Below are 21,798 nucleotides of genomic sequence, written 5' to 3' on the forward strand. Positions count from 1 at the left end.
CCGTGATCTTTCCACGACTTTTAATATTAAGGTCTAATTGCACATGTAAAGCTACTTACACCAGATGAAACTTTTACTACATCTCCTGTACGTGGAGCATGAATGTATTGATTTCCACCGATATAAATGGCAACATGTCCTGGTCTCCATAAGATATCTCCAGGTTGTGCACTTGAAACACTGATAACAGTACCGCAAGATCTCATCGCACTTGATGAATGTGGTAAAGATTTACCAGCCTTAGCATAACACCATTTTACTAGACCAGAGCAGTCAAATGTATTTGGTCCTTCAGCACCCCATACGTATGGGCAACCAAGTCTTGAATAAGCAGCACCAATAACTGATGTTCCATAATAATTTGGTCTAGAAGTAGAACCAGTTGCTACAGAACCTTTTTTAGATGATGAACGCACTGCATTTACTTTTACAGATAACGATGCACTACCTTGATTTCCAGCAGCATCACTTACTGTATAAGTAGCTGTATAAGTACCAGCTTTTGAAGTATTTACAGAAGGAATTGATACTTTTCCTTTTACATCTCCATCTTTGTTATCAGTTGCACTTGATAAGTATTTAGATAAATCTAAACTTGTCCCTGCATTTACAGAAACTTCTGATTTTGATAAAGAAATTTTTGGTGCTTCTGTATCTTTTACAGTAACATTCAATTGAGCTGTTGATTCATTACCAGATGAATCTTTTGCTTTAATTGTTAAAGTTTGAACACCATCATCTTTATGATTATCAACGTTTCCTTCTACTTGAGGTTGAATAGCACCATCAAAGTTATCAGTAACATCTACATAATCAGATAAATTGAAATTTGATCCATAATTTAATGTAACATTTGCTCCATTTTTTAAAGTAATAACAGGAGCACTACTATCTGTTACAGCAAAATCAATTGTTTTTTCTGTTTCATTTCCTGAAACATCTGTTGCTTTTAAAGTAATTGTTTGTGTTCCTAACTTAGAAGTATCTAAAGTTTTATCAGCTTCCATAAATGGTGTTACATCACCATCTACATTATCAGTTGCTTTTACATAACTTGACAAATCATTACTTCCATTAACAGGAACTTCAACTACATAACCTTCATTTGAACCTAACGTTTCAAATTTTGGACCTTCTTGATCCACTACTTTTACTGTAACTTCTTTTGTTGTTTCATTATTAAATGAATCAGTAGCTGTTACAGTAACCTTATAATCTCCTAATTGTTCAACATTTAATGATGCAAGATCAGCATTTACTTGAATGTCATCTCTGCTATCACGATTGTCAGTTACATCTACAGTATCAACATCAAATTTTTCTCCATAAGGGATTTCAATTTGATCAGATGTGATTTCTGGTGCTTTTGTATCAGCAGCAGCGTATCCTACTAACATAAATGTTGCAACACCTGTAATAGGTATAAACATCGCTTTTCTATTGACAATTTTTTCTTGGAAAAATTGAGTTAACTTCTCTTTGACTTTGTATTCATCTACATATTGACTAACTCTTTCCTTAATATTTCTCTCCATTCGTCTCCTCCTTTCAACAAATACATATGTATTATAACGTAAAATCAACATAAAATCCACCCTTACCCCTGTCTATACAAGGGATAAATCCCTTGAATGTCAACCATAGCAAGGGATTTAAGAAATTAAACTTTTTTTAATTTTCTTTAAAAAATTTCTTAATTTTACGTTATCCTAAATAATTTTTATGATTACTCTATGCTCTTTAAAGACTCTACCATATCTATCTTTTTAAGAACTCTTCTCATATAAAGATTAATCAAGAAAGTAAAGGCCATTGTTAAAACAATTGCAATCACATAGCATCTTATATTAACCGTTCTAATAAACATTGCCATATCTACTTCAACCGTTCTTATTAAATAAGCATGAATAATTTTACCTAATCCAAGTCCCACGATTGAACCAATAAAAGCTAAAATAATATTTTCTCTAAAAACATAATCATAAACTTCTTTTGGATAAAATCCTAAAACTTTAATCGTCGCAATTTCACTTTTTCTTTCTTGAATATTAATATTTGTAAGGTTATATAAAACAATAAACGCTAATGATCCTGCACAAACAATTAAAATAAAGACAACACTATCTAAACTTTCCATTTGACTATAGAATCCTTCTGAAATACCACTGACATATTGAATAGAAGTTATATTTTCATGATGATCACAATAATTTGTAAGTTTCTTTTCACTTGCTTTTTTATTTAATTTAAAATATTGGCTATTATAATGAACTTCTTCTTTAGTTAAATTTTCATAGTATTTTGGAGACATATAAATATAATGTCTAAAATAGAGCTTATAAATACCCGCAATTTTTACTTTATAATCTTTATTATCTAATGATAATGTAAGTTGATCGCCAACTTTTAAATCTAATATTTCAGCAAGTTTTGCATTAATATAAACACCATCATCTTTAAGTTTTAAAGTTTTTCCTGTTTGATAATCACTCATATGAATATATTGATCAAAACTTTTTGTTTCACTTGGAATTTCAACTGTCGCCATTTGTTGATCAATCGTAATCGTTTTATTATAAATACCCATTGTCGATTTCACTTGAGATTGCGCTTTAAAATCATCTTGTGCTTGTTTTTTAGTTGTTGGAGTTAAATCATCTTGATAATTAACAACGCCATCATAAATCCACATATTGCCATATTGTTCACTTGCTAGTGGAGAAACAGAGTATTTAATACCAAAACCAACAACAATTAATGCTGTACAACCTGCTATTCCAATAACAGACATAAAGAATCTCTTTTTATATCTAAAGATATTTCTCATTGTAACCTTTTGATTAAATGATAATCTTTTCCAAATAAAAGTAATTCTTTCAAGTAATATTCTTTTTCCTAACTTAGGAGCTTTAGGTCTTAAAATTTGTGCTGGAACAGCCTGTAATTCCTTATAACATACCATAAAAGTAACAAATAAAATAATAACTACTGAAATGATATATGTTTGCATACATGTTGCTAGTTCAAAAATAATACGTGTTGGTGCTCCTATATCAAACATCATAATACGATATAAATAGTAAATAATACTTGGGAAAAAATATGTTCCAAAAACAATTCCAATACTACTAGCAAAGAAAGTTGCTAGAAAAGCATAAATTAGATATTGCATAATTACATCTTTTTTCTTATAACCTAATGCTCTTAATGTTCCATTTTGTACTCTTAGTTCTTCAACCATTCTTGTCATTGTTGTCATTGAAACAAGAGCTGCCACTAAGAAAAAGAGCACTGGGAATAGAATTGATAAAGCAGAGATTGAATCACAGTTTCCACTATAACTTAATATCGCTGCACTTTCATTTTTAGTTAAGGTAATGATTTTTCCTTTTTGTAAATCAGCTACTTGTTGTTTAGCTTTATTTAAATCACTTTGTGCTTGATCTAATTTTACTTTAGCTTCTTCTAATTGTGGTAAGTTGCTATCTAAAGTATTTTTAGCTTCTTCTAATTGTTTTTTAGAATCAGCAAGTTTGATTCCTGTTTGATCTAAAAGTGCTTTAGAAGCCTTTATTTTTTGATTTGAAGCATCTAATTGTTGTTTGCTTTGTACAAGTTGAACATTTGTTTGATCTAAAATCGTTTTATTTTGATCAAGTTCTTGTTTAATAACAGGTAATTGTGTTTTTAAAGTATTGATTTGTGATTCATTTTGTTTTAATTGATCATAGCTTGCAATCAAAGTTTGTACTTGTTGATAATAAGGTGAATCACTTGGAATATTTTTAGCTTGTTCATAACCACCAAATTGACTTAACGCAGTTTCAACAGCTTGTATAGAAGCATCATACTGATCAACTTTTTCTACATAATCCAAATAAGTCTGATAGCCTGCTTGATATTGTTTAAGCCCTTCTTGGTATTTTTGATACCCTGTTTGGTATTGACTTAAACCTGTTTGATATTGTTTTAAACCACTTTGATATTCTTTTAAACCTTGTTGATATTGAAGATATCCTTGATCATATTGCTTTTTACCATCAAGATATTGATTCATACCATCTTGATAAGCATTCATTCCTTCTTGATATTGTTTCAAACCATCTTGATACTCTTTTTCACCATCAGCTATTTTATTTAAAGCATCTTCTTTTGTTTGATTATAGAAATCAAGATTATAGTCTTTTAAAATAGCCTTGATTTTTTTATTAATTGGTTTTACATACTCATCATAATCATCATCAAACTCATATAAATGATCTTCATTTTTTAAATGAATACGCAAATCATTATAAAAAGTCTTTTGATTATGTAAATCAAACAATTCATCAGGAACAGCCATATGCTCATTTCCTTGATTTAAAACAAGAATAAAACCACTATTATTTCCATCACCTAAACTATTTGTTCCTCTTTCTAAATTACTCATATAACGACTATCATTAACAATTCCTACAATCTTATACGTTTTTTTATTATAGTCATTTTCCAAAGTAACTTGATCATTTAATTTCAAAGATGATTTTTTTATATACTGATAATCCATCAAACATTCATTATCTTTTTGAGGATATCTCCCCTTTAATAATTCAGGTAGATCCACACCCTTTGTAAAATCATCATCACTATAAACTGTCATCCCAATATTTGCTTTTTCATCATATGACATTAAAACATCAAAACGAAAACCATAATCAACAGCTTCTACTTCTTTTACTTTTTCAATCTTTTTAACAACTGATTCATCAAAACCATATGTTGCAATATAATCCAAATCATTCCATTTATATGTTTGTAAATAATCGTGCATTGATTCTTTCATAATCAAAGGACTTTGTCGAAGTCCTGCAAAAAATGAAGCTCCTAAAAAAACAATACAAAAAATAGATAAAAATCGTGCTTTTGTTTTTTTAATAATTCTTACTTGATTTTTAACATAAGCATTTCTTTTCATTATTACCACTCAATTTCTTGAATAGGTTGAGGATGTTCATTTAAAAACATTTGATCAACCTTTCCATTTTTTAAATGAATCACACGATCTGCCATTGGAGCTAAAGCACTATTATGAGTAATCACAATAACCGTCATTTTATACTTATCACACATTTCTCTAAGCAAAGCCAAAATAGCTTTCCCTGTTAAATAATCTAAAGCTCCCGTTGGTTCATCACATAAAAGTAATTTAGGATTTTTCGCAATTGCTCTAGCAATCGCTACACGTTGTTGTTCTCCACCTGATAATTGCGCAGGAAAGTTATTCATACGATTTTCTAACTCTACTCTTTTTAAAACCATTTTTTCATCTAAAGGATCTTTAGATATTTGTGAAGCAAGTTCTACATTTTCTAAAGCTGTTAAGTTTTGTACTAAATTATAAAATTGAAACACAAAACCGATATCATCTCTGCGATATTGTGTTAATTTCTTTTCGTCATACAAAGCCACATCTTGTCCATCAACCATGATAGAGCCACTTGTTGCTTGATCCATCCCACCAAGAAGATTTAAAATTGTTGTTTTTCCAGCACCACTTGGTCCAACAATCACCACAAACTCTCCTTTATTAACTTCAAAATTCACACCGTTACTCGCATGAATTTCAATATCTCCTACTTTATATGTCTTTTTGACATCTTTAAATTGAATAAAAGAATCCATAAAATACCCCACTTTCTTATTTTATGATAAAATAATTATAACATATTAAGGAGGTACATTTATGAAAATTATGATTTTATCTGATAGTCATTCTATGACAAAACAAACACTTTTAAAATTAATCAATCAACATCCAGCTGATTACTATATTCACTGTGGTGATATCTATATGCCCTATTCTCCCTTAGAAATCAAAAACTTCTATAATGTAAGAGGAAATAATGATTTTGCTGATATTCCCAAAGATTTAACCCTTACAATCGATGGTTTAAATTTCTTTATTTGTCATGGCCATCTTTTCCATATAGATGAATCAATGTATGATTTAGAAAATTATGCATTTAACCATCATATAGATGTTGTTTGTTTTGGTCACAGTCATAATCCTACTTTTTATAAAAAAGAAAATACTCTCTTTATTAATCCTGGAAGTGTGACTTTCCCTAGAGGAAATTATCCTCATCCTACTTATTGTATTTTTGATACAGAAAATCATGAAGTTCAGTTCTATGATTTAAAAGAAAACCAACCATGTAATCCTTTTGAAATAAAGAAAAAAGAATCCTTTTTTAAAAGATTCTTTAAATAATTATTTTTCAATAATGCTTGATTGAGGAATGATTGAACTATAAAGTCTGACACTTAAAAAATAACTGATTATCAAAGGAATTATTTGAATAAACAAGATAATAAAAAACAATAAAATCGTAATTTGATGTCGTAATAAAAGATTACATAAAATAATTAATTGATAAGAAAGCGGTATAAATAAAATAACACCATAGAAACAAATCATTTCTTTATGAATAATCTTTTTTAATTGTTGAATCGAAAAACCTAATCGACATAAATGATCAAAATTACTTTTTCTTTTATATAATTCCATTCCTATTTTAAAAACAATTGTAAGTGACATTAAAATCATTACTGAAATATAAGACATTAAGGCAACCATTGAAACTAATGGTTGTTTTATTGTATAAACTGTAATACATGTAAGTAAAATAGATGATAAAAGTGAAATCATTAAAAGACTAAAGATCTTTTGAATATCACTATGGAAAAATCCAAAAGCTATTAAATCAATAGGATCTTCTAAAGATTTTTGATGTTGTCTATTTCTAATATAATCAGGTATTACTTTTTTAACAATTCCTGATATACCAATTAACCCAAAAGCAGCAATAAACATATAAGATGTTGAATCTTTTACAAAGACAAATAGAATCATTGGTATAATATATAAGATTATAAAGATTTTTTGAGTGATTTGTGGACCTTTTAATCCACTCAAATCTATTTTATTTTCATCATGCAACATTGTATTGATTGTACTACGCACACAATACCCTAAATTAAGCATCGAGCACCACATGATTTCAAAAGCTAAAATCATACCTGTTGCAGGCATTGTTTCTTTACAAAGATAAAATAATTGGCCACTATATTTAAATGTCATCATAAATAATGAATTGATTGTCGGAATCAATAAATAGCCACATAGAAGTCCTAGTGGTATAGCACAAATCATAATCATAAAAACTTGTAAAAACAAATAAAAGCCTAATTGATATATACTTGCTCCTGACATTAAAATAATTGAAACTTCTTTTCCTTTATTAGAAACATAAAAATTATTAGCAAGAAAGACACACAACATAGCTATTACAATAACAAAAACTGCAATAGGTGTTACTAATGTTGTATCATCTTTTCCTAAATGAATACCAGAATATGGATTAAAAGTTAAATTAAAAAAAGAAAATATAAAAATAGTTGTAAGTAAGAATGTCAAAAAGTAGAAAATACTTTTTGACATATCTTTTTTTAATGAAATCAAAGATAATTTAAGAATACCCATTATTCAAACAATTCTTGTGATTCACTTGAATTAATATCAACTATTTTATAAAAATATTCTTTTTGTGATAATCCTTCTCTTTCAATTGTACGATCAATAATACCATCTTTAATATAAAGAAGTTTTGATGAATAAGATGCAATCTTACTATCATGTGTAACCATTAAAATAGAAACCCCTTCTTTTTCATTAAGTTCTTTAAATAAAGATAAAATTTCATGAGAATTTTTACTATCTAGGTTTCCTGTTGGTTCATCTGCTACTATCAATTTAGGATTTGTGACTAAAGCCCTACAAATAGCGACTCTTTGTCTTTGCCCACCAGAACATTCATTAGGAAATTTATCTAATGTTTGTTCAACATTTAATTTTTTAGCTACTTCTTGAACTCTTTGTGTTATTTCTTTTTTATTTACATTGGCAAGAGTTAAAGGAACCGCAATATTTTCAAAAATTGTTAAACTATCCAATAAGTTAAATTCTTGGAAAATAAAACCTAAATTTTCATATCTAAACTTACCGATTTCACCTTCAGACATCACACGAACTTCTTTTCCATTAATAAAGACTTTCCCTTTTGTAGGAATATCAATTGTTGAAAGATTATTAATAAAAGTTGATTTTCCTGCACCAGAAGGTCCCATAATACATACGAATTCACCTTCATACATTGTAAGTGATACTTCATGTAAAGCTTCAAATAGTGTTTTTGTTCCTATTCCGTATATTTTAGTAATTTTATCAGCAACAAGTATTTCTTTTCTTTCCATCTTATTTTCCTCCTTTAATTGGTTTAACAACTGCATTTATATATTGAACATAAGTTATAAATCCTGAAAGAATAACAGGAATTATATAAGATAAAGTATAAATAACAGCAAATTGTAATGACATATCACCATAATAAATAAATCTACCTGAAATAAAAATAATATAAACAAGCGGTATAAGTATTAAAACAAAGTAATAACTGATCACTTCTTGTCTTACAATCTTTTTAAGTTCTTTTCTGGTATATCCAATTTTCCATAAATTCACAAATAGAGTTTTCCTAGTTAAAGCTTCCATAGATAATTTATAAATAATCGAAACCACTAATAAAACAACAACCACAATATAACCTATCACACCCGTTGTAAATTCACGTGGAGCATTTTGATTTGCTGCAAGTACTGCTAACATTCCTGTAACAGCAACAGTCATTAATGAAAACAATAATAATGATCTTTGAATAGAATAATTTAAATTAGAAATAGAAATCAAAACATATCTCTTAGTAAGAAAAATCCCTCTTTTTAAATTTCTAACAATATCAGGTAAAACATAACGAATCACTCCAACTGCACCACTTAAACCAACAATTGTGGGTGCAATATAAGCCGTTGGTTCATGAGGATTCATAAACATCATCACAATTCCAAAAATATAAATTCCAAAAAATAAAATAACTTTACTTTTCTTTGTATTTCTTTTAACCTTCATTTCTTTTTCTTGAGAAAGTAAAGTTTGAATATCATTTTTATGTAAAAAGCCTGCTGTTAAAACACAAATCATTGATAAAACAATCGCCACAAGAATAAATGAATAAAGATATGCTTCTTGAGGAATATAAGAGGGATCTTTATGAACATTTAACATTTGATACATATAGGCATTAGAAAAAGGAACAACACATCGTCCTATTAAAATACCAAGTGGTGATGCTAAAAGTAATAAGGTAAAGGTTTGATATAAAACATACATTGTAGAATTAATATAACCTGAACCTGACATTGCCATAATGGCTAATTCTGTGGTTTTTCTTGATAAAAAGAAATTATTTGCAAAGAAAACCATAAAACAACAAAAACAAATAATCAAAAATGATAACACTGATGAAAATGGCATTTGTACATCACTCCATGTTCCACCACTTCTTGCAATCGTCTGATCTGCTAAATCTGCATTATTAATAATATTAAAAAACACAAAACAAACAGCAACTGCGAAAACTAAAGTAATTCCATAAAAAATGCTCTTTTTATAATCTTTCACTAACATTCTCATTGAAAATTTAAAAGTTCCCATAACGACCTCCTATTGAAATAATTCTTTTATTTGATCTATTGAATCAATATATTTATTCATTTCTTCTTCAGAAAGAATTATTTTAATCTTATTTATAATTTCTTGATAAATATCATTTGTATTTTGAATCAAATCTTTTCCTTTTTCAGTAATTGTGATTTGTGTATGTCGTTTATCAAAACGACTATTACCAACTAATAACCATCCTCCATCATCTAATCTAAAAACAATGCCCACAACTGTCGAATGTGATAATTGAAACTCCTGACAAATTGTTTTTTGGTATACTGGTTCATTACTTGCATTTACAAAACGAATGATATTTAATTCATTAAATTTAATACCATAAGGTTTTAATTTTTTATTAGCATATTTATTCATTTGAGTTGTTAACAAATCTAAAGCTATCAAAGCTTGATATTCTTGATTCATTGACATCACCTCTGACTTTTTTAATTATAATAGCGCTTACATTTAAATACAATAAAAATATGTCGGATTCGACATATTTTTAGCAAAATTGGATAAGACTTGTTTATTTTAACATGTTATCCCTTACATTTCATATTTTTTCATAAAATAAAAAAATATTATTTCTAACACTAAACATATAGCCCTGTTATTTACTAACAGGGCTATAACCTCTACAAAATTTCTCCAGTTCCACCTAAATAATAAGTCACAACTGTAATCAATTCTTTAGCAACATCTTCTACATATTTATCTGTTGTTTCTAGATTTCCTTGAACAATAAAGAAAACATCTTTACTTTCTTCTGTCACTTTAGTTTTATCTACTTGTCTGATTTCACTATAACAAATAACATCATTTGCATCATCGATATAACTATAGATACCTGCTTTAACTTCTTTTGCCTCAACGCTACCAAGAGGAATATAGTTTTCATTTCCTTGAGTCAGTCTTAAAGAAATATTTCCTTCTGTTTTATCTAAATCATGAGCTCCTAAAGCCAATTTAGTATCCATAGAAATTAAATTATAAATATCTACTAATGGATTAATACGATGAAATTCTTGTTTTTTTAATAAGTTTTTTAAAAGATTTTCACTTGCAGGTAGATTTTTTCTTTTTGGAATACCTACTGCTTTATGTAAATCATAAAAACTTTGAATCACTTTATTTTCTTTTAAAGAATCTAAAGTATTATTTTCTAAAAGACGTTTTACATGAACATCTATATAATCATTTAAAGAGGAAGAATACACAGTATTATTAATTCCTTGTATTCTAACTCCTTTGATTTTAACCCCTATATCAAGTACTTCTGATTGTACTTTAAACTCAAATTTTCGATTCATCCCCTATTCTCCTTTTAAAAAAGGGAAAATAATTTCCCTAATCTTGAATTAAAGGTGTTGATAAATAACGATCTCCACCATCTGGTAATAAGACTACAATTGTCTTCCCTACATTTTCTTCTCTCTTGGCTAGTTCTTTAGCTGCATATAATGCTGCCCCTGATGATATCCCTACTAGAATTCCTTCTGTCTTTGCCATTTCTTTCCCTGTCGCAAATGCATCTTCATTTTCTACTGTAATGATTTCATCATAGATCTTTGTATCCAATGTCTCTGGTACAAATCCTGCCCCGATTCCTTGTATCTTATGTGCTCCTCCTTTTCCTGTTGATAGTACTGGTGAGCTTGCTGGTTCTACTGCAACTACTTTTACTTCTGGTTTCTTTTCTTTCAAGTATTTCCCTATCCCTGAAATTGTTCCTCCTGTTCCTACTCCGGCTACGAAGATATCTACTTTCCCTTCTGTTTGTTCATAGATTTCTGGACCTGTTGTTTTATAGTGTGCTGTTGGATTCGCTGGATTTTCAAACTGTCCTGGAATGAAGCTGTTTTCGATTTGTGAGGCCAATTCTTTTGCTTTGGCGATTGCTCCCTTCATTCCTTCACTTCCTGGTGTAAGAACCAATTCAGCTCCATATGCTTTCATAAGATTTCTTCTTTCTACTGACATTGTTTCTGGCATTGTAATAATGATCTTTAGATTCAATGCTGTCGCTACGGCTGATAGTCCAATCCCTGTATTTCCACTTGTTGGTTCAATCAATGTTGTATTTTCATTGATCAATCCTTTTTCTAGTGCATCTAGGATCATTTCTTTTGCAATTCTGTCTTTGACTGATCCTGCGGGATTGAAATATTCTAGTTTTGCTAGAACATCTGCTTTCAATTCATCTTTCTTGATTAAGTTGTTTACTCTTACTAGTGGTGTATTTCCCACTAAGTCTAAAAAACTGTTTTTTACTTTGCTCATTTTTATATTTCTCCTTATTCCTATAGTTTTACTATGATTTAAGGATATACCTATTTACTTTAAGTGTCAACCAATATGATAATAAAAAAAGACCAACAAATGTTGGTCATGATTTATTAAGCATTTAAAGCTTTTTTAGCTGTTTCAACGATAGCTGTGAAACCTTCTGGATCGCAAATAGCGATTTCAGATAACATTTTTCTGTTGATTTCAACGTTAGCTAATTTTAAACCGTGCATTAATTTAGAATATGAGATATCATTCATTCTAGCTGCAGCGTTAATACGTGCAATCCATAATTTTCTCATATTTCTTTTTAAGTTTCTTCTATCTCTATAAGCATATGCCATTGAGTGCATTACTTGTTCATGAGCAGTTTTATATAATTTATGTTTAGCTCCAAAATATCCTTTGGCTAATTTAATAACTTTTTTTCTTCTATGTCTAGTTGTATATCCACCTTTAACTCTTGCCATTGTGTATTCCTCCTGTATTTATTTTTAACTAAAATTATTTAGGTAATCTTGATTTAATTCTCTTATAATCTGAAGCACTTACTACTGTAGCTTTTGCTAAGTGTTTCTTTTGTTTATGAGTTTTATTGTGTGATAAGTGTGAAATGTAAGCATGGCTACGTTTTAATTTTCCACTACCTGTTCTTTTTAAACGTTTTTTTAATCCGCTATGTGTTTTAATTTTTGGCATAATTGTTTCCTCCATTAATTATTTTTTCTTTTTTGGTGCTAATATAGCTGTTAAAGTACGTCCTTCTAATTTTGCTGGTTTTTCAATTTGACCAACTTCTGCACATTCTTCAACAAAGTCATCAATAACTTTTTTACCCAAATCAACGTGTGCAAGTTGTCTACCTCTAAATCTGATTGCAACTTTAACTTTGTTTCCTTCTTCTAACCATTTTAATGTTCTTTTTAATTTAACATTTTTATCATGAGTATCAATAGTTACTGATAATTGAGTTTCCTTTAAAGTTACCACTTTAGAGTTTTTCTTCATTTCTCTTGCTTTCTTTTGTTGTTCAAAACGATATTTACCAAAGTCCATAATACGACAAACTGGTGGTTTTGCATTAGGTGCAACACAAACTAAATCTAAATTTGCATCATAAGCAATATCCAACGCTTCTCTACTACTTTTTACTCCTAATTGATCACCGTTTTGATCAATAACCAATACTTCCTTAAAACGAACTCTTTCGTTTACTAAATCATCAGGTTGTTTTGGTTTTCTGTTATCAAATCTGCTAATAAAAGCCACCTCCAATTATTATAGTTGAAATAAAAAGTGAGCACACTGAGTACCCACCATTGACATTAAGATTAAATCTTAGTGACATTTGCCTATCGACAAAATCAATCAGGCGAGAAGTAGGCACTTCTTCTTTCCACTACTTTTTATTGCACGTAGATATTACCATTATATGCTATTCATGTCAATAAAATTATTGATTATTTCAATACTTTTTTTCATTAAATTTAAATTTATGTTATTCAATCAGAATTTGTCATAATTTGGATATTTTTTATAATATTCCTGATATAAATTTAACCCCCTAAATTTATAAACTTTAAGTATTTTATTTTGGATTTAATACTGTTTCTAATTGATATTCATCATTGACTTTATTGACAATAATTGCACTGGCATTTTGTGGAAAATCAAGTTTTTGACTTTTTAACAATGTTTTAATAAATGCATATAAAGAACAACCATGACCAACCATTAAAATAGTATCATCTTTTTGAAATTTCTTTTCTATTTCATCTAATAAATCAAAGTGTCTTTGGATTACATCTTCAACATTTTCACCTTCATATCCACTATAATCCATTTGTAAATCATTCAACCAATCTGAAGATTCTAAATGTAGTTTATCTACAAATAAACAAGGTAAACCTTCTAAAAGACCAAAGTTCACTTCTTTTAAACGTTTATCTTCATTTAATAAAACAGTAGGATTTTTTAAAATCATTTGTGCTGTATGTTTTGCTCGTAATATTGGAGAAGTATAAGCAGCATCTATTGTATAATCTTTTAACTGTTCTGCCATATTCTCTATTTCTTTTATCCCTTGTTTAGTAAGCGGTGAAGCACACCACCCTTGTTTAAGTTGTATTTCATTAAAATGTGTCTTTCCATGTCTAACAAATATGTATTTCATAAATATCTCCTTATACTGGGTATTATATATAAAATAAGCAGAAAAAAAAGAATTTAATTTCTAAATTTGAAATCAAATTCTTTTTTAATATTAAACACGTACTTTTTTCAAGAATACAAACATACCTAACGCTAATAAAGAAGACATCATAACGCCAGCAATTGAAGTATTATCTCCAGTTTTTACACTGTTTGTTTTTTGAGTATTTGATGGATTTGTTGTAGTAGTTGTTTGTTCTTCTTTTAATCCATTTTTAGCATTTTCTAAAGCTGTATAGCTTTGATTTACTTCTTCTTGAGTTGCATTTTCATTAACTAAAACATCTTTAGCTGTTTTTAACGCATCTTGTAATACTTGATAAGAATCTTTTGTATAGTTTCCTTTTTCAATTTTTGATACTTGATCATATAAATCTTTTAATTGTGTTTTATCAGCTTTTTTAACTAATTGATTTTTAGCATCTTCTAATGTTTGTTTAGCTGCTTTTAAATCTTTGTATTGTGCATCTTCTTGTTGTAAAACATTTTTAGCGTTTTCTAAAGCTGTTTGATAAGTACTATAACTATTTGGTGTATATTGTTTTTCTTCAACTGTTTCATTAATTAATGTATTTAATTCATCTTTTAATGAATTTGTTTCTGATAACACAAATTCATCAATATTTTTTTGAGTAGTATCAATTTCAGCTTTTAAATCACCATAAGTGACTTTAATATCTGTAGCAGGATTTCTTAATGTATATGGTTCTGTTTTAGCAGTTCCTTCACATAAAGCATCTAAAATTGTTAACATACCATCTAAATATTGTTCATCTAATTCACCTGGAGATAATTCATTTCCACTCCAAAATTGTTGCCATCTATGTCCTGCTAAAATATGAGGATGATCCATTGATTTGACAACTTCTTTTAATTCAATAACTTCTTTTTTATAATCAGCAAGACAATCATCAATATTATCCCATACTAACCATACAAATCCAGAACCAATACCATCACCTGTAAAGATAACATTTTTTTCTTTATTAATAATCGCAATTGATCCATTTGTATGACCTTTTAATGATTGAGTTTCATAAGTATAATTTCCACTTGTAAAACTTTCACCAGCTTTAATTGGTTGTACTTTATCACCATATTTTCCTAAAGCAGTTTTAGCGTATAAAACATTATATTGATTATCGATATTATCACATTCTTCAATATAAATCTTATTTAAATGAATATTATTTGTAATTGTATTTGACCATAATAAACCTAAATGATCATAATGCCCATGTGTAAAGACAACATCAACATTTTTACCACTACACATTGCTTCAACAATAATTTGTGCATCTTCACTTAATGTTTGATTATTCCAAATTGGATTTCCACCATCAACAACTAAAACACTGTCTCCTTCATCTACAAAATAAATACTTGAAGGATTGTTCATATTACCATTTTCATCAGTAGCCCCACCTGGTAAAGATTTAATACCTTCATCCATATGGTAAACACCATTCGTAATTTCTTCTACTTTATATTTTCCTACCTCAGCATATCCTTCCTTTTTTAATTCATTTAAAAAATCTGTACTTTCTTGACTTAAGTTTCTTGATGTTGTTTCTTCAGCAAATACTAAACTTAAATTCATTGAAAAAACAGTCATCAAAGATAATAGCATCATCAATATTTTTTTCATCTTTCTTCCCTCCTGATTTAAGATTATCACTCATTCTAAGCGCTTTCAATTATTTGGTTTTAACATAGTTTCACTTATTAACCTTCACTTTTTTTATTAAAAAAGGGTTCAAAAAATGAACCCTACTTCATTAATAAATATATATTTTCAATAAATTGACATAGTTTTTCTACTTTTTTACTATATGGTAAAGCTTGAGAAATATGAAAAGTTTGATTTTCATCATAATAGGTATCATCTTTTTCTCCAACATAAATATATTGATTTGTGTTTGATTTTATTAAATTCATATAATTATAAAAATCACAATATGGATCAGCCACTATTTTTCTAATATTCATATCTAAAGAAACTAAAATAACAAGTGTCTCACTATCAATCAAAGTAACCATTTCATCTTCTAAAGAATCATTATTTCCTGTATATATTCTTACCTGATAATCAATATTTAAAGTTTTAAAAAAACTCTTATAAATCAATAAACTCGATACCGAAAAAGCATTTCCTACAACTAAAATTGATTTAACTTTTTGTAAATCATTGATATGTATAACTTCAATATTCTCATTAATATTATTTTCTAAATTTTCACTTATCAATTGATACTGTATATCTAAAAATCCATTATATCCTATATCCTTTATAAATCTTGTAATCGTTGATTTAGAAATATGTGTTTCATTGATCATATCTTTTAATTTAAGGTTTTCTAAATCATCTAAATGATCTATAAAATACTTAGCTATGATATATTCATAACTTGATAATTTGGATGATGCAAGAATAAAATACAACTTACTTATCAACATAATATTTACAATAATAACAATAAGAAATATTTTCAAAATAATAATTAACAATTAAATTTTGTAGTGCATCATCTACATAATCGGGTATTTTCAATAATAGATTTGTATCATAAAATTTTTGATAACCAACCATCACTAAATCATGTTGTTTTAAATTATCTTGAATTGAATGGGACATTAATTTTGTAATATTTCCTGATAAAGAAAACAGAATATTTAAATTTTGATTATCTAATGAATTGAAATGATTTTCATACATAGAATTTTGGACAACTAATTTATCCATTGTAATCATATCTCCTTGAAATCTTAATAAACAGCTCATGCTTTCATCAGAACCTTGAATAATAATTCTATTAGCTTGGTGGATTTTTTGACATAATTGATCCATTTGATCTTGATTAAAGATTTCTTCATAATCTTCAGCTGTTAAAACAGGTTTTAAACATTGTTTTATTTGATCTATTTTATTATTTTTATAGCGTTCTTTAAATTGATAAAATCTTACATCATAATGTTTAGACAGTATTTTTTTAGCGATAGATAATTTATTAAAACCAAACTTTTTAAAAAATTGCATAAGTGTATAAGTTGATACATAACAAGCATCTGCCATATCTTGCAATTTCATATTTTCTATTTCTTTTATATGTGTTAATAAAAAATATGCAATTACAAAATTGGTATCTTTGTTTTCAGTATTATTAATTATTTTAAACAATGCGGTCATAAAGTTATTCAATATCATCATCCCCGTTCATGTGTATATTTTAATTAATATATTATTTAAATTCAATAAAAAACAGGTCAAGTTGACCTGCTATGATTTTAAGATTGGTTTTAATGCTTTATAAATAGCAAGTGAGACAATTGCACCTAGAATAGCTTCTAAAATACCATTCGTAGAAACAACGCCTAATAAAACAGCTACTAACGTAGAGTATTGAACTCCTACGGCACTTGCATACGCTTCACCAAAGAATACATAAATTCCTGATAAAACAAGCACTGTGTTTGTAATAGCTCCTGTTAAAGCACCTAAAACAACACCTAAATTTTCATGACCCTTCTTTTTTATAATTTCAAAAACGAGTCCAGCTAAATAGCCAAGTAAAATTCTTGGAATAAAAGCAATCAAGAGACTTTTATAATTTCCTGACATTGTGCCTATTGTCACAAACGGTGAGAAACAAAAAGATGTAATTCCTGGTTGAATTGTTGCTTTGATTAAACTTGTTAATCCAAAAACAAATCCTAACTCAGCTCCTGCTTTTTTTCCTAATACGATTCCTGCAATAATAACTGGAATGTGCATTGTTGTGGCATTTAGTGGTCCAATTGGAATATATCCAAGAGGTGTCACAACAAGAATGATTTCAATCGCTAAAAATAAAGCCATTGAAGTCATGTACTGTGTCTTTTTCGACTTCATATAATCCTCCTACTGTCGCTCATAAAGATGCAACGTTTTTATGGTATTCGCTATTTCGAATGTCTTAATAAAAGTCTTAACGATCTCTTTTAATATCAAAATATACGAACAAGAAAATTATATGCTTTTTTGACTATTTTTTCAAATCTTGATAAGCAAGCAAACCATATCCACTTTTAGCTTTTTTAATAGCTCTTTGAATACACATAGAAATAACTTCTACCGCTAAAATACCTACAGCATCCACCATTCCATCTATTTCATTTGTACTTAATACAAAAATTGTATCACCATCACTCATCGTATGAACTGGATCTATACTTTTAGCGTAGCCATTATGGCTAATACCAGCAATTTTTGTACATTGTGCTTTCGTAAGTTTTACATTTGTAACAAGACAAGCAATCGTTGTATTTCCATCTGGTAATTTTCTAAGTTGATCCATTTGATCTAAAATAATTTGACTAGCCAAAACACATTTTCCATCAATATTAACACCTGCCAATATTTCTTGCGTTTTATAATCAATGACATTTCCACAAGCATTCACAGCAACAATACCTGCTACTTGAATATTTCCAACTTGCATACCATATGTTCCAACGCCACCTTTCATGGCATGTTCAAATCCTAAAAGTTTACCAACACTCGCACCACAACCAGCACCATAATTTCCTTCTTTAATCAAATCATTTTCACTATCTTGACAAGCCTTATACCCCATTTCTTTATCTGGCCTTATATGGGGATTTCCTACCGATAAATCAAATAATGAAGCACCACATACAATTGGCACTCTCGCCACAGACATATCAAAACCAACACCATGTTCTTCAAGATATTGCATAGCACCACTGGCTGCATCTAAACCAAAAGCACTTCCTCCACTTAACATAACAGCATGAATTTGTTGCACCATATTGATTGGATTCAATAAATCTGTTTCTCTTGTAGCAGGACCTCCACCACGAACATCTACTCCAGCTGTCGCTCCATTTTCTACAATAACAACACTGCATCCTGTAGCAGCTTCTTGATCTTCACATTGTCCTACTTTTACACCTTTAATATCTGTTAATTTTATTTCTTTCATATTCTTTTCCTCTTTTTCTTATTGTACTAAAAAAAGAAGAAAATTTATACTTCCTTCATTTTTTTAATCAATATTAAATAATAAACAACAATAAATGTTGAGGCAAGCACCCACGCTAAATCATTTGAAAAACAAACTGCTATATATCCAAATAATGGAACAATAAATAATCCTGTCACTGCTCTTGCTATCATTTCTAAAATAGCTGCTAATAATGATATTCTAGCATACCCCATTCCTTGTAAAGAAAAACAAACAGTATGTATTAAACCTTGTGCCCAAAAAAATAAAGCATTGATTACTAAATATTGCTTTGTTAATTGAATAAGTTGTAAAGCATCTTTATCTATAAAAATAGAAACAATTTGATTTCTAAAGAAATATATAAATAAACTACTTACAAAACAATAAATCATTGCCATTATAACGCCAGCACGAACACCTTGTTTAACACGCGTTATTTTATTTGCACCTATATTTTGACCACAATAAACCGTTAAAGAAGTCCCTATAGCAGCTGTTACTGACTGTAATATTTGCCAAATTCTTTCACTTGCAGTGACACTTGCAACATAAACAGATCCCAAAGCATTTACTGAACTTTGAAGCAATAAACTTCCTATTCCACAAATAGACATTTGAAGTCCCATAGGAATTCCATCTTTTAATAATTCAATGATGCATGTTTTATTTATTTTCACATCATCTTTTGTTAAATGTATAAAAGTATATTGTTTATACATAATTACTAAACATCCTATTGCTGATAAAGCTTCACTAAGTACAGTTGCAAGAGCTGCTCCAAAAACACCTAAATGTAAAATCATAATAAATATTAAATCTAATCCCACATTTAAAAGAGAACATCCTATTAATATATATAAAGGTGTTTTAACATCACCTAAGGATCTCATAATACCTGATAATGTATTATAGGCAAACTGTGTTGGTATTCCTAAGAAAATAACAAGCATGTAAATATATGCCATAGAAAATATATCCTTTGGTGTATTTGTAACTATTAAAATTGTTTGTGTTAAACAAACAGATATAACAGTAATCACAATTGCAAAAAACAAATAGACCCAAATAATATTTCCTAAATATTTTTTTAATTTCTTTTCATCTCCAGAACCAAATATTTGCGCAATTGGAATAGAAAAACCACTTGCCATCCCATTACAAAAACCTAATATTAAAAAATTAACAGAATTTAAACATCCCGTAGCTGCTAATGCCTTTTGTCCTAATGTTTTAGAGACAATAACTGTATCAACAGTTGTATAAATTTGTTGAAAAAATAATCCTAATAAAACCGGTATTGAAAAAAACAAAATGACTTTTATAGGTTGATCTTCTAAAATATTATATTTATTTTTCATAATAACCTTCCTTTCTAAAGCTATTATAAAAATTATAATTTTATAAACAATTGCCAGTATATATAAAGCGAGACTTATACCACACATTTGAAAATATGTGTATTATTTTATACAATAAATAAGAGGTGACTTTATGGATTTACGTGTTTTAAAAACAAAACAAGCAATTCAAAATGCTTTTATAGAACTTTTATATGAAACTGATCTACATAAAATCAATGTAACGACATTATCGAAAAAAGCGATGATCAATCGTAAAACATTTTATTTGCATTATGAAACAATAGAATCACTTATTAAAGAATTTATTGAGAATATTGCTGATAACTATATAAAAGAAACTGACAAACTTCCTTTAGGAAGAAGTCATGAGGAAGCAAATCGTTTATTTTTTGAATATTTTTCCAAACAAGAAGAATATGTACAAAAAATTCTTTGTTATCCTCCATATAATGAATTATGCAATACTATCTTCGATAAAGCATATTATCATGCATTAAATGAAAATCATCATTATTTAAAATTTTCAAAAGAAAAACAAAATATTATTTTAACTTTCTATCGTTCTACAACTTTAGATATTTATCGTCAATGGATAAAAGATCAAAAAAGAATGCCTTTAGATGAAGTTATTGAACTATCAAATCAACTTATTTGTTATGGTGTTAATGATATCTAAAAAAGCTTCCACTACTAGTGGAGCTTTTTTCTACCAACTCATTTGTAATATTTCATCTTGATGCTCTTTTAATTGTTTTAAACCTTTATATTCTTTTATGATTTGATGATTTTTTATATAAAGTAGAGTCGTTGATTTAACTTTTTGCTTTTCAATATTTACTTCTTTATTCTTCATTTTCACAAAATAAACATTATTTACTGCCTTATTAAGACGAGCTATACCATTTTTAGAATCAATACTTTCTTGATCATCCATTGAATAAAAATAAACCCAATACTGATTAAATTTTTTAACCTTCAAAACTTCACTTGTTTTTAAATGATTATAACTTTTATAAGGATCTCTTTTTTGCATATTATAAAAAACAGTTCCTAGACACACAATTAAAATAACACCTATCATCAACTTTTTCTTCATCTTCTTTTTCCTCCTTATCTATACTTTAATCCTATTTTTTTAAATAAATAGAAAAGAGGCACCAACAACCACCAACCTAACTTCAACAACAAAATTCAAACTAAAAAACTATGTTATAATACACGTACAGGAGGAAGTTATGAAAGTTACTGTTGGAAACATAAAGAAAAGAAAAATCATCTTATTAAATTTCTTAATTAACCATCTGACACATCTTTTGATTTAACTCCGTTATTCTCA

The 21,798-nt window shown here is 28.3% G+C and carries 22 protein-coding genes and 1 other annotated feature; of the genes, 2 read left to right on the forward strand and 20 right to left on the reverse strand.

Translation table 11 applies throughout. From position 1 onward, the window contains the following. Positions 1-26: 26 nt before the first annotated feature. The 3 genes from ACLVEP_RS02535 to ACLVEP_RS02545 form a co-directional block, all read right to left on the reverse strand. Complete coding sequence (locus tag ACLVEP_RS02535) at positions 27-1,535, reverse strand: immunoglobulin-like domain-containing protein (protein ID WP_412582612.1); 1,509 nt, start codon at positions 1,533-1,535, stop codon at positions 27-29. A 191-nt stretch (positions 1,536-1,726) separates the two neighbouring features. Beyond that, the gene (locus ACLVEP_RS02540; protein ID WP_412582614.1) at positions 1,727-4,954 is read right to left on the reverse strand and encodes an FtsX-like permease family protein; all 3,228 of its coding nucleotides are present in this window, start codon (positions 4,952-4,954) and stop codon (positions 1,727-1,729) included. A gap of 2 nt (positions 4,955-4,956) precedes the next feature. Next, complete coding sequence (locus ACLVEP_RS02545) at positions 4,957-5,661, reverse strand: ABC transporter ATP-binding protein (RefSeq protein ID WP_119363925.1); 705 nt, start codon at positions 5,659-5,661, stop codon at positions 4,957-4,959. Positions 5,662-5,722: 61 nt separating this feature from the next. Between ACLVEP_RS02545 and ACLVEP_RS02550 the strand changes: the two genes are divergently transcribed. Continuing rightward, a complete protein-coding gene (locus ACLVEP_RS02550) occupies positions 5,723-6,250 on the forward strand; it encodes a metallophosphoesterase family protein (RefSeq protein ID WP_412582616.1) in 528 nt (175 codons plus the stop codon). Here the strand turns inward: ACLVEP_RS02550 and ACLVEP_RS02555 are convergent, their stop codons facing one another. The 16 genes from ACLVEP_RS02555 to ACLVEP_RS02630 all read right to left on the reverse strand — a co-directional run bounded on the left by ACLVEP_RS02555 (position 6,251) and on the right by ACLVEP_RS02630 (position 20,459). Beyond that, positions 6,251-7,522, reverse strand: a complete 1,272-nt coding sequence (locus ACLVEP_RS02555; protein ID WP_412582618.1) for an FtsX-like permease family protein — start codon at positions 7,520-7,522, stop codon at positions 6,251-6,253. Beyond that, positions 7,522-8,292 carry an ABC transporter ATP-binding protein gene (locus tag ACLVEP_RS02560; RefSeq protein ID WP_032089879.1) on the reverse strand — a complete coding sequence of 257 codons (771 nt, stop codon included), beginning with the start codon at positions 8,290-8,292 and terminating at the stop codon, positions 7,522-7,524. Before ACLVEP_RS02560 ends, ACLVEP_RS02555 begins: the two co-directional genes overlap by 1 nt. A 1-nt stretch (position 8,293) precedes the next feature. After that, entirely contained in the window at positions 8,294-9,589 is a 1,296-nt protein-coding gene (locus ACLVEP_RS02565) for an ABC transporter permease (RefSeq protein ID WP_412582620.1), read from the reverse strand. Positions 9,590-9,598: 9 nt separating this feature from the next. Continuing rightward, positions 9,599-10,021, reverse strand: coding sequence for a MarR family winged helix-turn-helix transcriptional regulator (locus tag ACLVEP_RS02570; RefSeq protein WP_412582622.1), 423 nt, complete (start codon positions 10,019-10,021; stop codon positions 9,599-9,601). A 212-nt stretch (positions 10,022-10,233) separates the two neighbouring features. After that, the gene (locus tag ACLVEP_RS02575; protein ID WP_412582623.1) at positions 10,234-10,908 is read right to left on the reverse strand and encodes a B3/4 domain-containing protein; all 675 of its coding nucleotides are present in this window, start codon (positions 10,906-10,908) and stop codon (positions 10,234-10,236) included. 37 nt (positions 10,909-10,945) lie between these two features. Beyond that, positions 10,946-11,878, reverse strand: a complete 933-nt coding sequence (cysK, locus tag ACLVEP_RS02580; protein ID WP_412582544.1) for a cysteine synthase A — start codon at positions 11,876-11,878, stop codon at positions 10,946-10,948. 116 nt (positions 11,879-11,994) lie between these two features. Next, the gene (gene rplT, locus ACLVEP_RS02585; protein ID WP_022002087.1) at positions 11,995-12,354 is read right to left on the reverse strand and encodes a 50S ribosomal protein L20; all 360 of its coding nucleotides are present in this window, start codon (positions 12,352-12,354) and stop codon (positions 11,995-11,997) included. A 34-nt stretch (positions 12,355-12,388) separates the two neighbouring features. Then, a complete protein-coding gene (gene rpmI / locus ACLVEP_RS02590; RefSeq protein ID WP_022002088.1) occupies positions 12,389-12,583 on the reverse strand; it encodes a 50S ribosomal protein L35 in 195 nt (64 codons plus the stop codon). Between the two features lie 18 nt (positions 12,584-12,601). Further along, the gene (gene infC, locus ACLVEP_RS02595; RefSeq protein WP_032089875.1) at positions 12,602-13,159 is read right to left on the reverse strand and encodes a translation initiation factor IF-3; all 558 of its coding nucleotides are present in this window, start codon (positions 13,157-13,159) and stop codon (positions 12,602-12,604) included. 7 nt (positions 13,160-13,166) lie between these two features. Further along, positions 13,167-13,285 (reverse strand) — a sequence feature (ribosomal protein L20 leader region). A 187-nt stretch (positions 13,286-13,472) separates the two neighbouring features. Beyond that, positions 13,473-14,057 carry a histidine phosphatase family protein gene (locus ACLVEP_RS02600; RefSeq protein WP_412582625.1) on the reverse strand — a complete coding sequence of 195 codons (585 nt, stop codon included), beginning with the start codon at positions 14,055-14,057 and terminating at the stop codon, positions 13,473-13,475. 90 nt (positions 14,058-14,147) lie between these two features. After that, entirely contained in the window at positions 14,148-15,743 is a 1,596-nt protein-coding gene (locus ACLVEP_RS02605) for an MBL fold metallo-hydrolase (protein ID WP_412582627.1), read from the reverse strand. Between the two features lie 122 nt (positions 15,744-15,865). Continuing rightward, positions 15,866-16,552: a hypothetical protein gene (locus ACLVEP_RS02610; protein WP_412582629.1), complete on the reverse strand. Its 687-nt coding sequence runs from the start codon at positions 16,550-16,552 to the stop codon at positions 15,866-15,868. Further along, a complete protein-coding gene (locus ACLVEP_RS02615) occupies positions 16,539-17,183 on the reverse strand; it encodes a MurR/RpiR family transcriptional regulator (RefSeq protein ID WP_412582631.1) in 645 nt (214 codons plus the stop codon). Before ACLVEP_RS02615 ends, ACLVEP_RS02610 begins: the two co-directional genes overlap by 14 nt. 189 nt (positions 17,184-17,372) lie before the next feature. Beyond that, entirely contained in the window at positions 17,373-17,984 is a 612-nt protein-coding gene (locus tag ACLVEP_RS02620) for an ECF transporter S component (protein ID WP_412582632.1), read from the reverse strand. 133 nt (positions 17,985-18,117) lie between these two features. Further along, a complete protein-coding gene (locus ACLVEP_RS02625; protein ID WP_412582633.1) occupies positions 18,118-19,077 on the reverse strand; it encodes a P1 family peptidase in 960 nt (319 codons plus the stop codon). A 44-nt stretch (positions 19,078-19,121) separates the two neighbouring features. After that, positions 19,122-20,459, reverse strand: coding sequence for an MATE family efflux transporter (locus tag ACLVEP_RS02630; protein ID WP_412582634.1), 1,338 nt, complete (start codon positions 20,457-20,459; stop codon positions 19,122-19,124). Positions 20,460-20,592: 133 nt separating this feature from the next. Between ACLVEP_RS02630 and ACLVEP_RS02635 the strand changes: the two genes are divergently transcribed. Further along, on the forward strand, positions 20,593-21,138 hold the full coding sequence (locus tag ACLVEP_RS02635) for a TetR/AcrR family transcriptional regulator (protein WP_412582636.1): 546 nt from the start codon (positions 20,593-20,595) through the stop codon (positions 21,136-21,138). Positions 21,139-21,168: 30 nt separating this feature from the next. Here ACLVEP_RS02635 and ACLVEP_RS02640 read toward each other — a convergent pair whose 3' ends face one another. Then, positions 21,169-21,558, reverse strand: a complete 390-nt coding sequence (locus ACLVEP_RS02640) for a hypothetical protein (RefSeq protein WP_412582637.1) — start codon at positions 21,556-21,558, stop codon at positions 21,169-21,171. Positions 21,559-21,798: the final 240 nt, after the last annotated feature.

This window comes from Faecalibacillus sp. (assembly GCF_047023275.1).
Lineage (GTDB): Bacteria > Bacillota_I > Bacilli_A > Erysipelotrichales > Coprobacillaceae > Faecalibacillus.

Excerpts from the sequence above, each read along its gene's own strand:
- ACLVEP_RS02630 (WP_412582634.1), bottom strand. The coding sequence starts at position 20,459 with ATGAAAAATAAATATAATATTTTAGAAGATCAACCTATAAAAGTCATT.
- ACLVEP_RS02565 (WP_412582620.1), bottom strand. The coding sequence starts at position 9,589 with ATGGGAACTTTTAAATTTTCAATGAGAATGTTAGTGAAAGATTATAAA.
- ACLVEP_RS02615 (WP_412582631.1), bottom strand. The coding sequence starts at position 17,183 with ATGAAATTGCAAGATATGGCAGATGCTTGTTATGTATCAACTTATACA.
- ACLVEP_RS02605 (WP_412582627.1), bottom strand. The coding sequence starts at position 15,743 with ATGAAAAAAATATTGATGATGCTATTATCTTTGATGACTGTTTTTTCA.
- ACLVEP_RS02625 (WP_412582633.1), bottom strand. The coding sequence starts at position 19,077 with ATGAAAGAAATAAAATTAACAGATATTAAAGGTGTAAAAGTAGGACAA.
- ACLVEP_RS02635 (WP_412582636.1), top strand. The coding sequence starts at position 20,593 with ATGGATTTACGTGTTTTAAAAACAAAACAAGCAATTCAAAATGCTTTT.
- ACLVEP_RS02620 (WP_412582632.1), bottom strand. The coding sequence starts at position 17,984 with ATGAAGTCGAAAAAGACACAGTACATGACTTCAATGGCTTTATTTTTA.
- ACLVEP_RS02560 (WP_032089879.1), bottom strand. The coding sequence starts at position 8,292 with ATGGAAAGAAAAGAAATACTTGTTGCTGATAAAATTACTAAAATATAC.
- ACLVEP_RS02575 (WP_412582623.1), bottom strand. The coding sequence starts at position 10,908 with ATGAATCGAAAATTTGAGTTTAAAGTACAATCAGAAGTACTTGATATA.
- ACLVEP_RS02535 (WP_412582612.1), bottom strand. The coding sequence starts at position 1,535 with ATGGAGAGAAATATTAAGGAAAGAGTTAGTCAATATGTAGATGAATAC.
- cysK (WP_412582544.1), bottom strand. The coding sequence starts at position 11,878 with ATGAGCAAAGTAAAAAACAGTTTTTTAGACTTAGTGGGAAATACACCA.
- ACLVEP_RS02555 (WP_412582618.1), bottom strand. The coding sequence starts at position 7,522 with ATGGGTATTCTTAAATTATCTTTGATTTCATTAAAAAAAGATATGTCA.
- ACLVEP_RS02610 (WP_412582629.1), bottom strand. The coding sequence starts at position 16,552 with ATGTTGATAAGTAAGTTGTATTTTATTCTTGCATCATCCAAATTATCA.
- ACLVEP_RS02540 (WP_412582614.1), bottom strand. The coding sequence starts at position 4,954 with ATGAAAAGAAATGCTTATGTTAAAAATCAAGTAAGAATTATTAAAAAA.
- rplT (WP_022002087.1), bottom strand. The coding sequence starts at position 12,354 with ATGGCAAGAGTTAAAGGTGGATATACAACTAGACATAGAAGAAAAAAA.
- ACLVEP_RS02550 (WP_412582616.1), top strand. The coding sequence starts at position 5,723 with ATGAAAATTATGATTTTATCTGATAGTCATTCTATGACAAAACAAACA.
- ACLVEP_RS02640 (WP_412582637.1), bottom strand. The coding sequence starts at position 21,558 with ATGAAGAAAAAGTTGATGATAGGTGTTATTTTAATTGTGTGTCTAGGA.
- ACLVEP_RS02600 (WP_412582625.1), bottom strand. The coding sequence starts at position 14,057 with ATGAAATACATATTTGTTAGACATGGAAAGACACATTTTAATGAAATA.
- ACLVEP_RS02570 (WP_412582622.1), bottom strand. The coding sequence starts at position 10,021 with ATGAATCAAGAATATCAAGCTTTGATAGCTTTAGATTTGTTAACAACT.
- ACLVEP_RS02545 (WP_119363925.1), bottom strand. The coding sequence starts at position 5,661 with ATGGATTCTTTTATTCAATTTAAAGATGTCAAAAAGACATATAAAGTA.
- rpmI (WP_022002088.1), bottom strand. The coding sequence starts at position 12,583 with ATGCCAAAAATTAAAACACATAGCGGATTAAAAAAACGTTTAAAAAGA.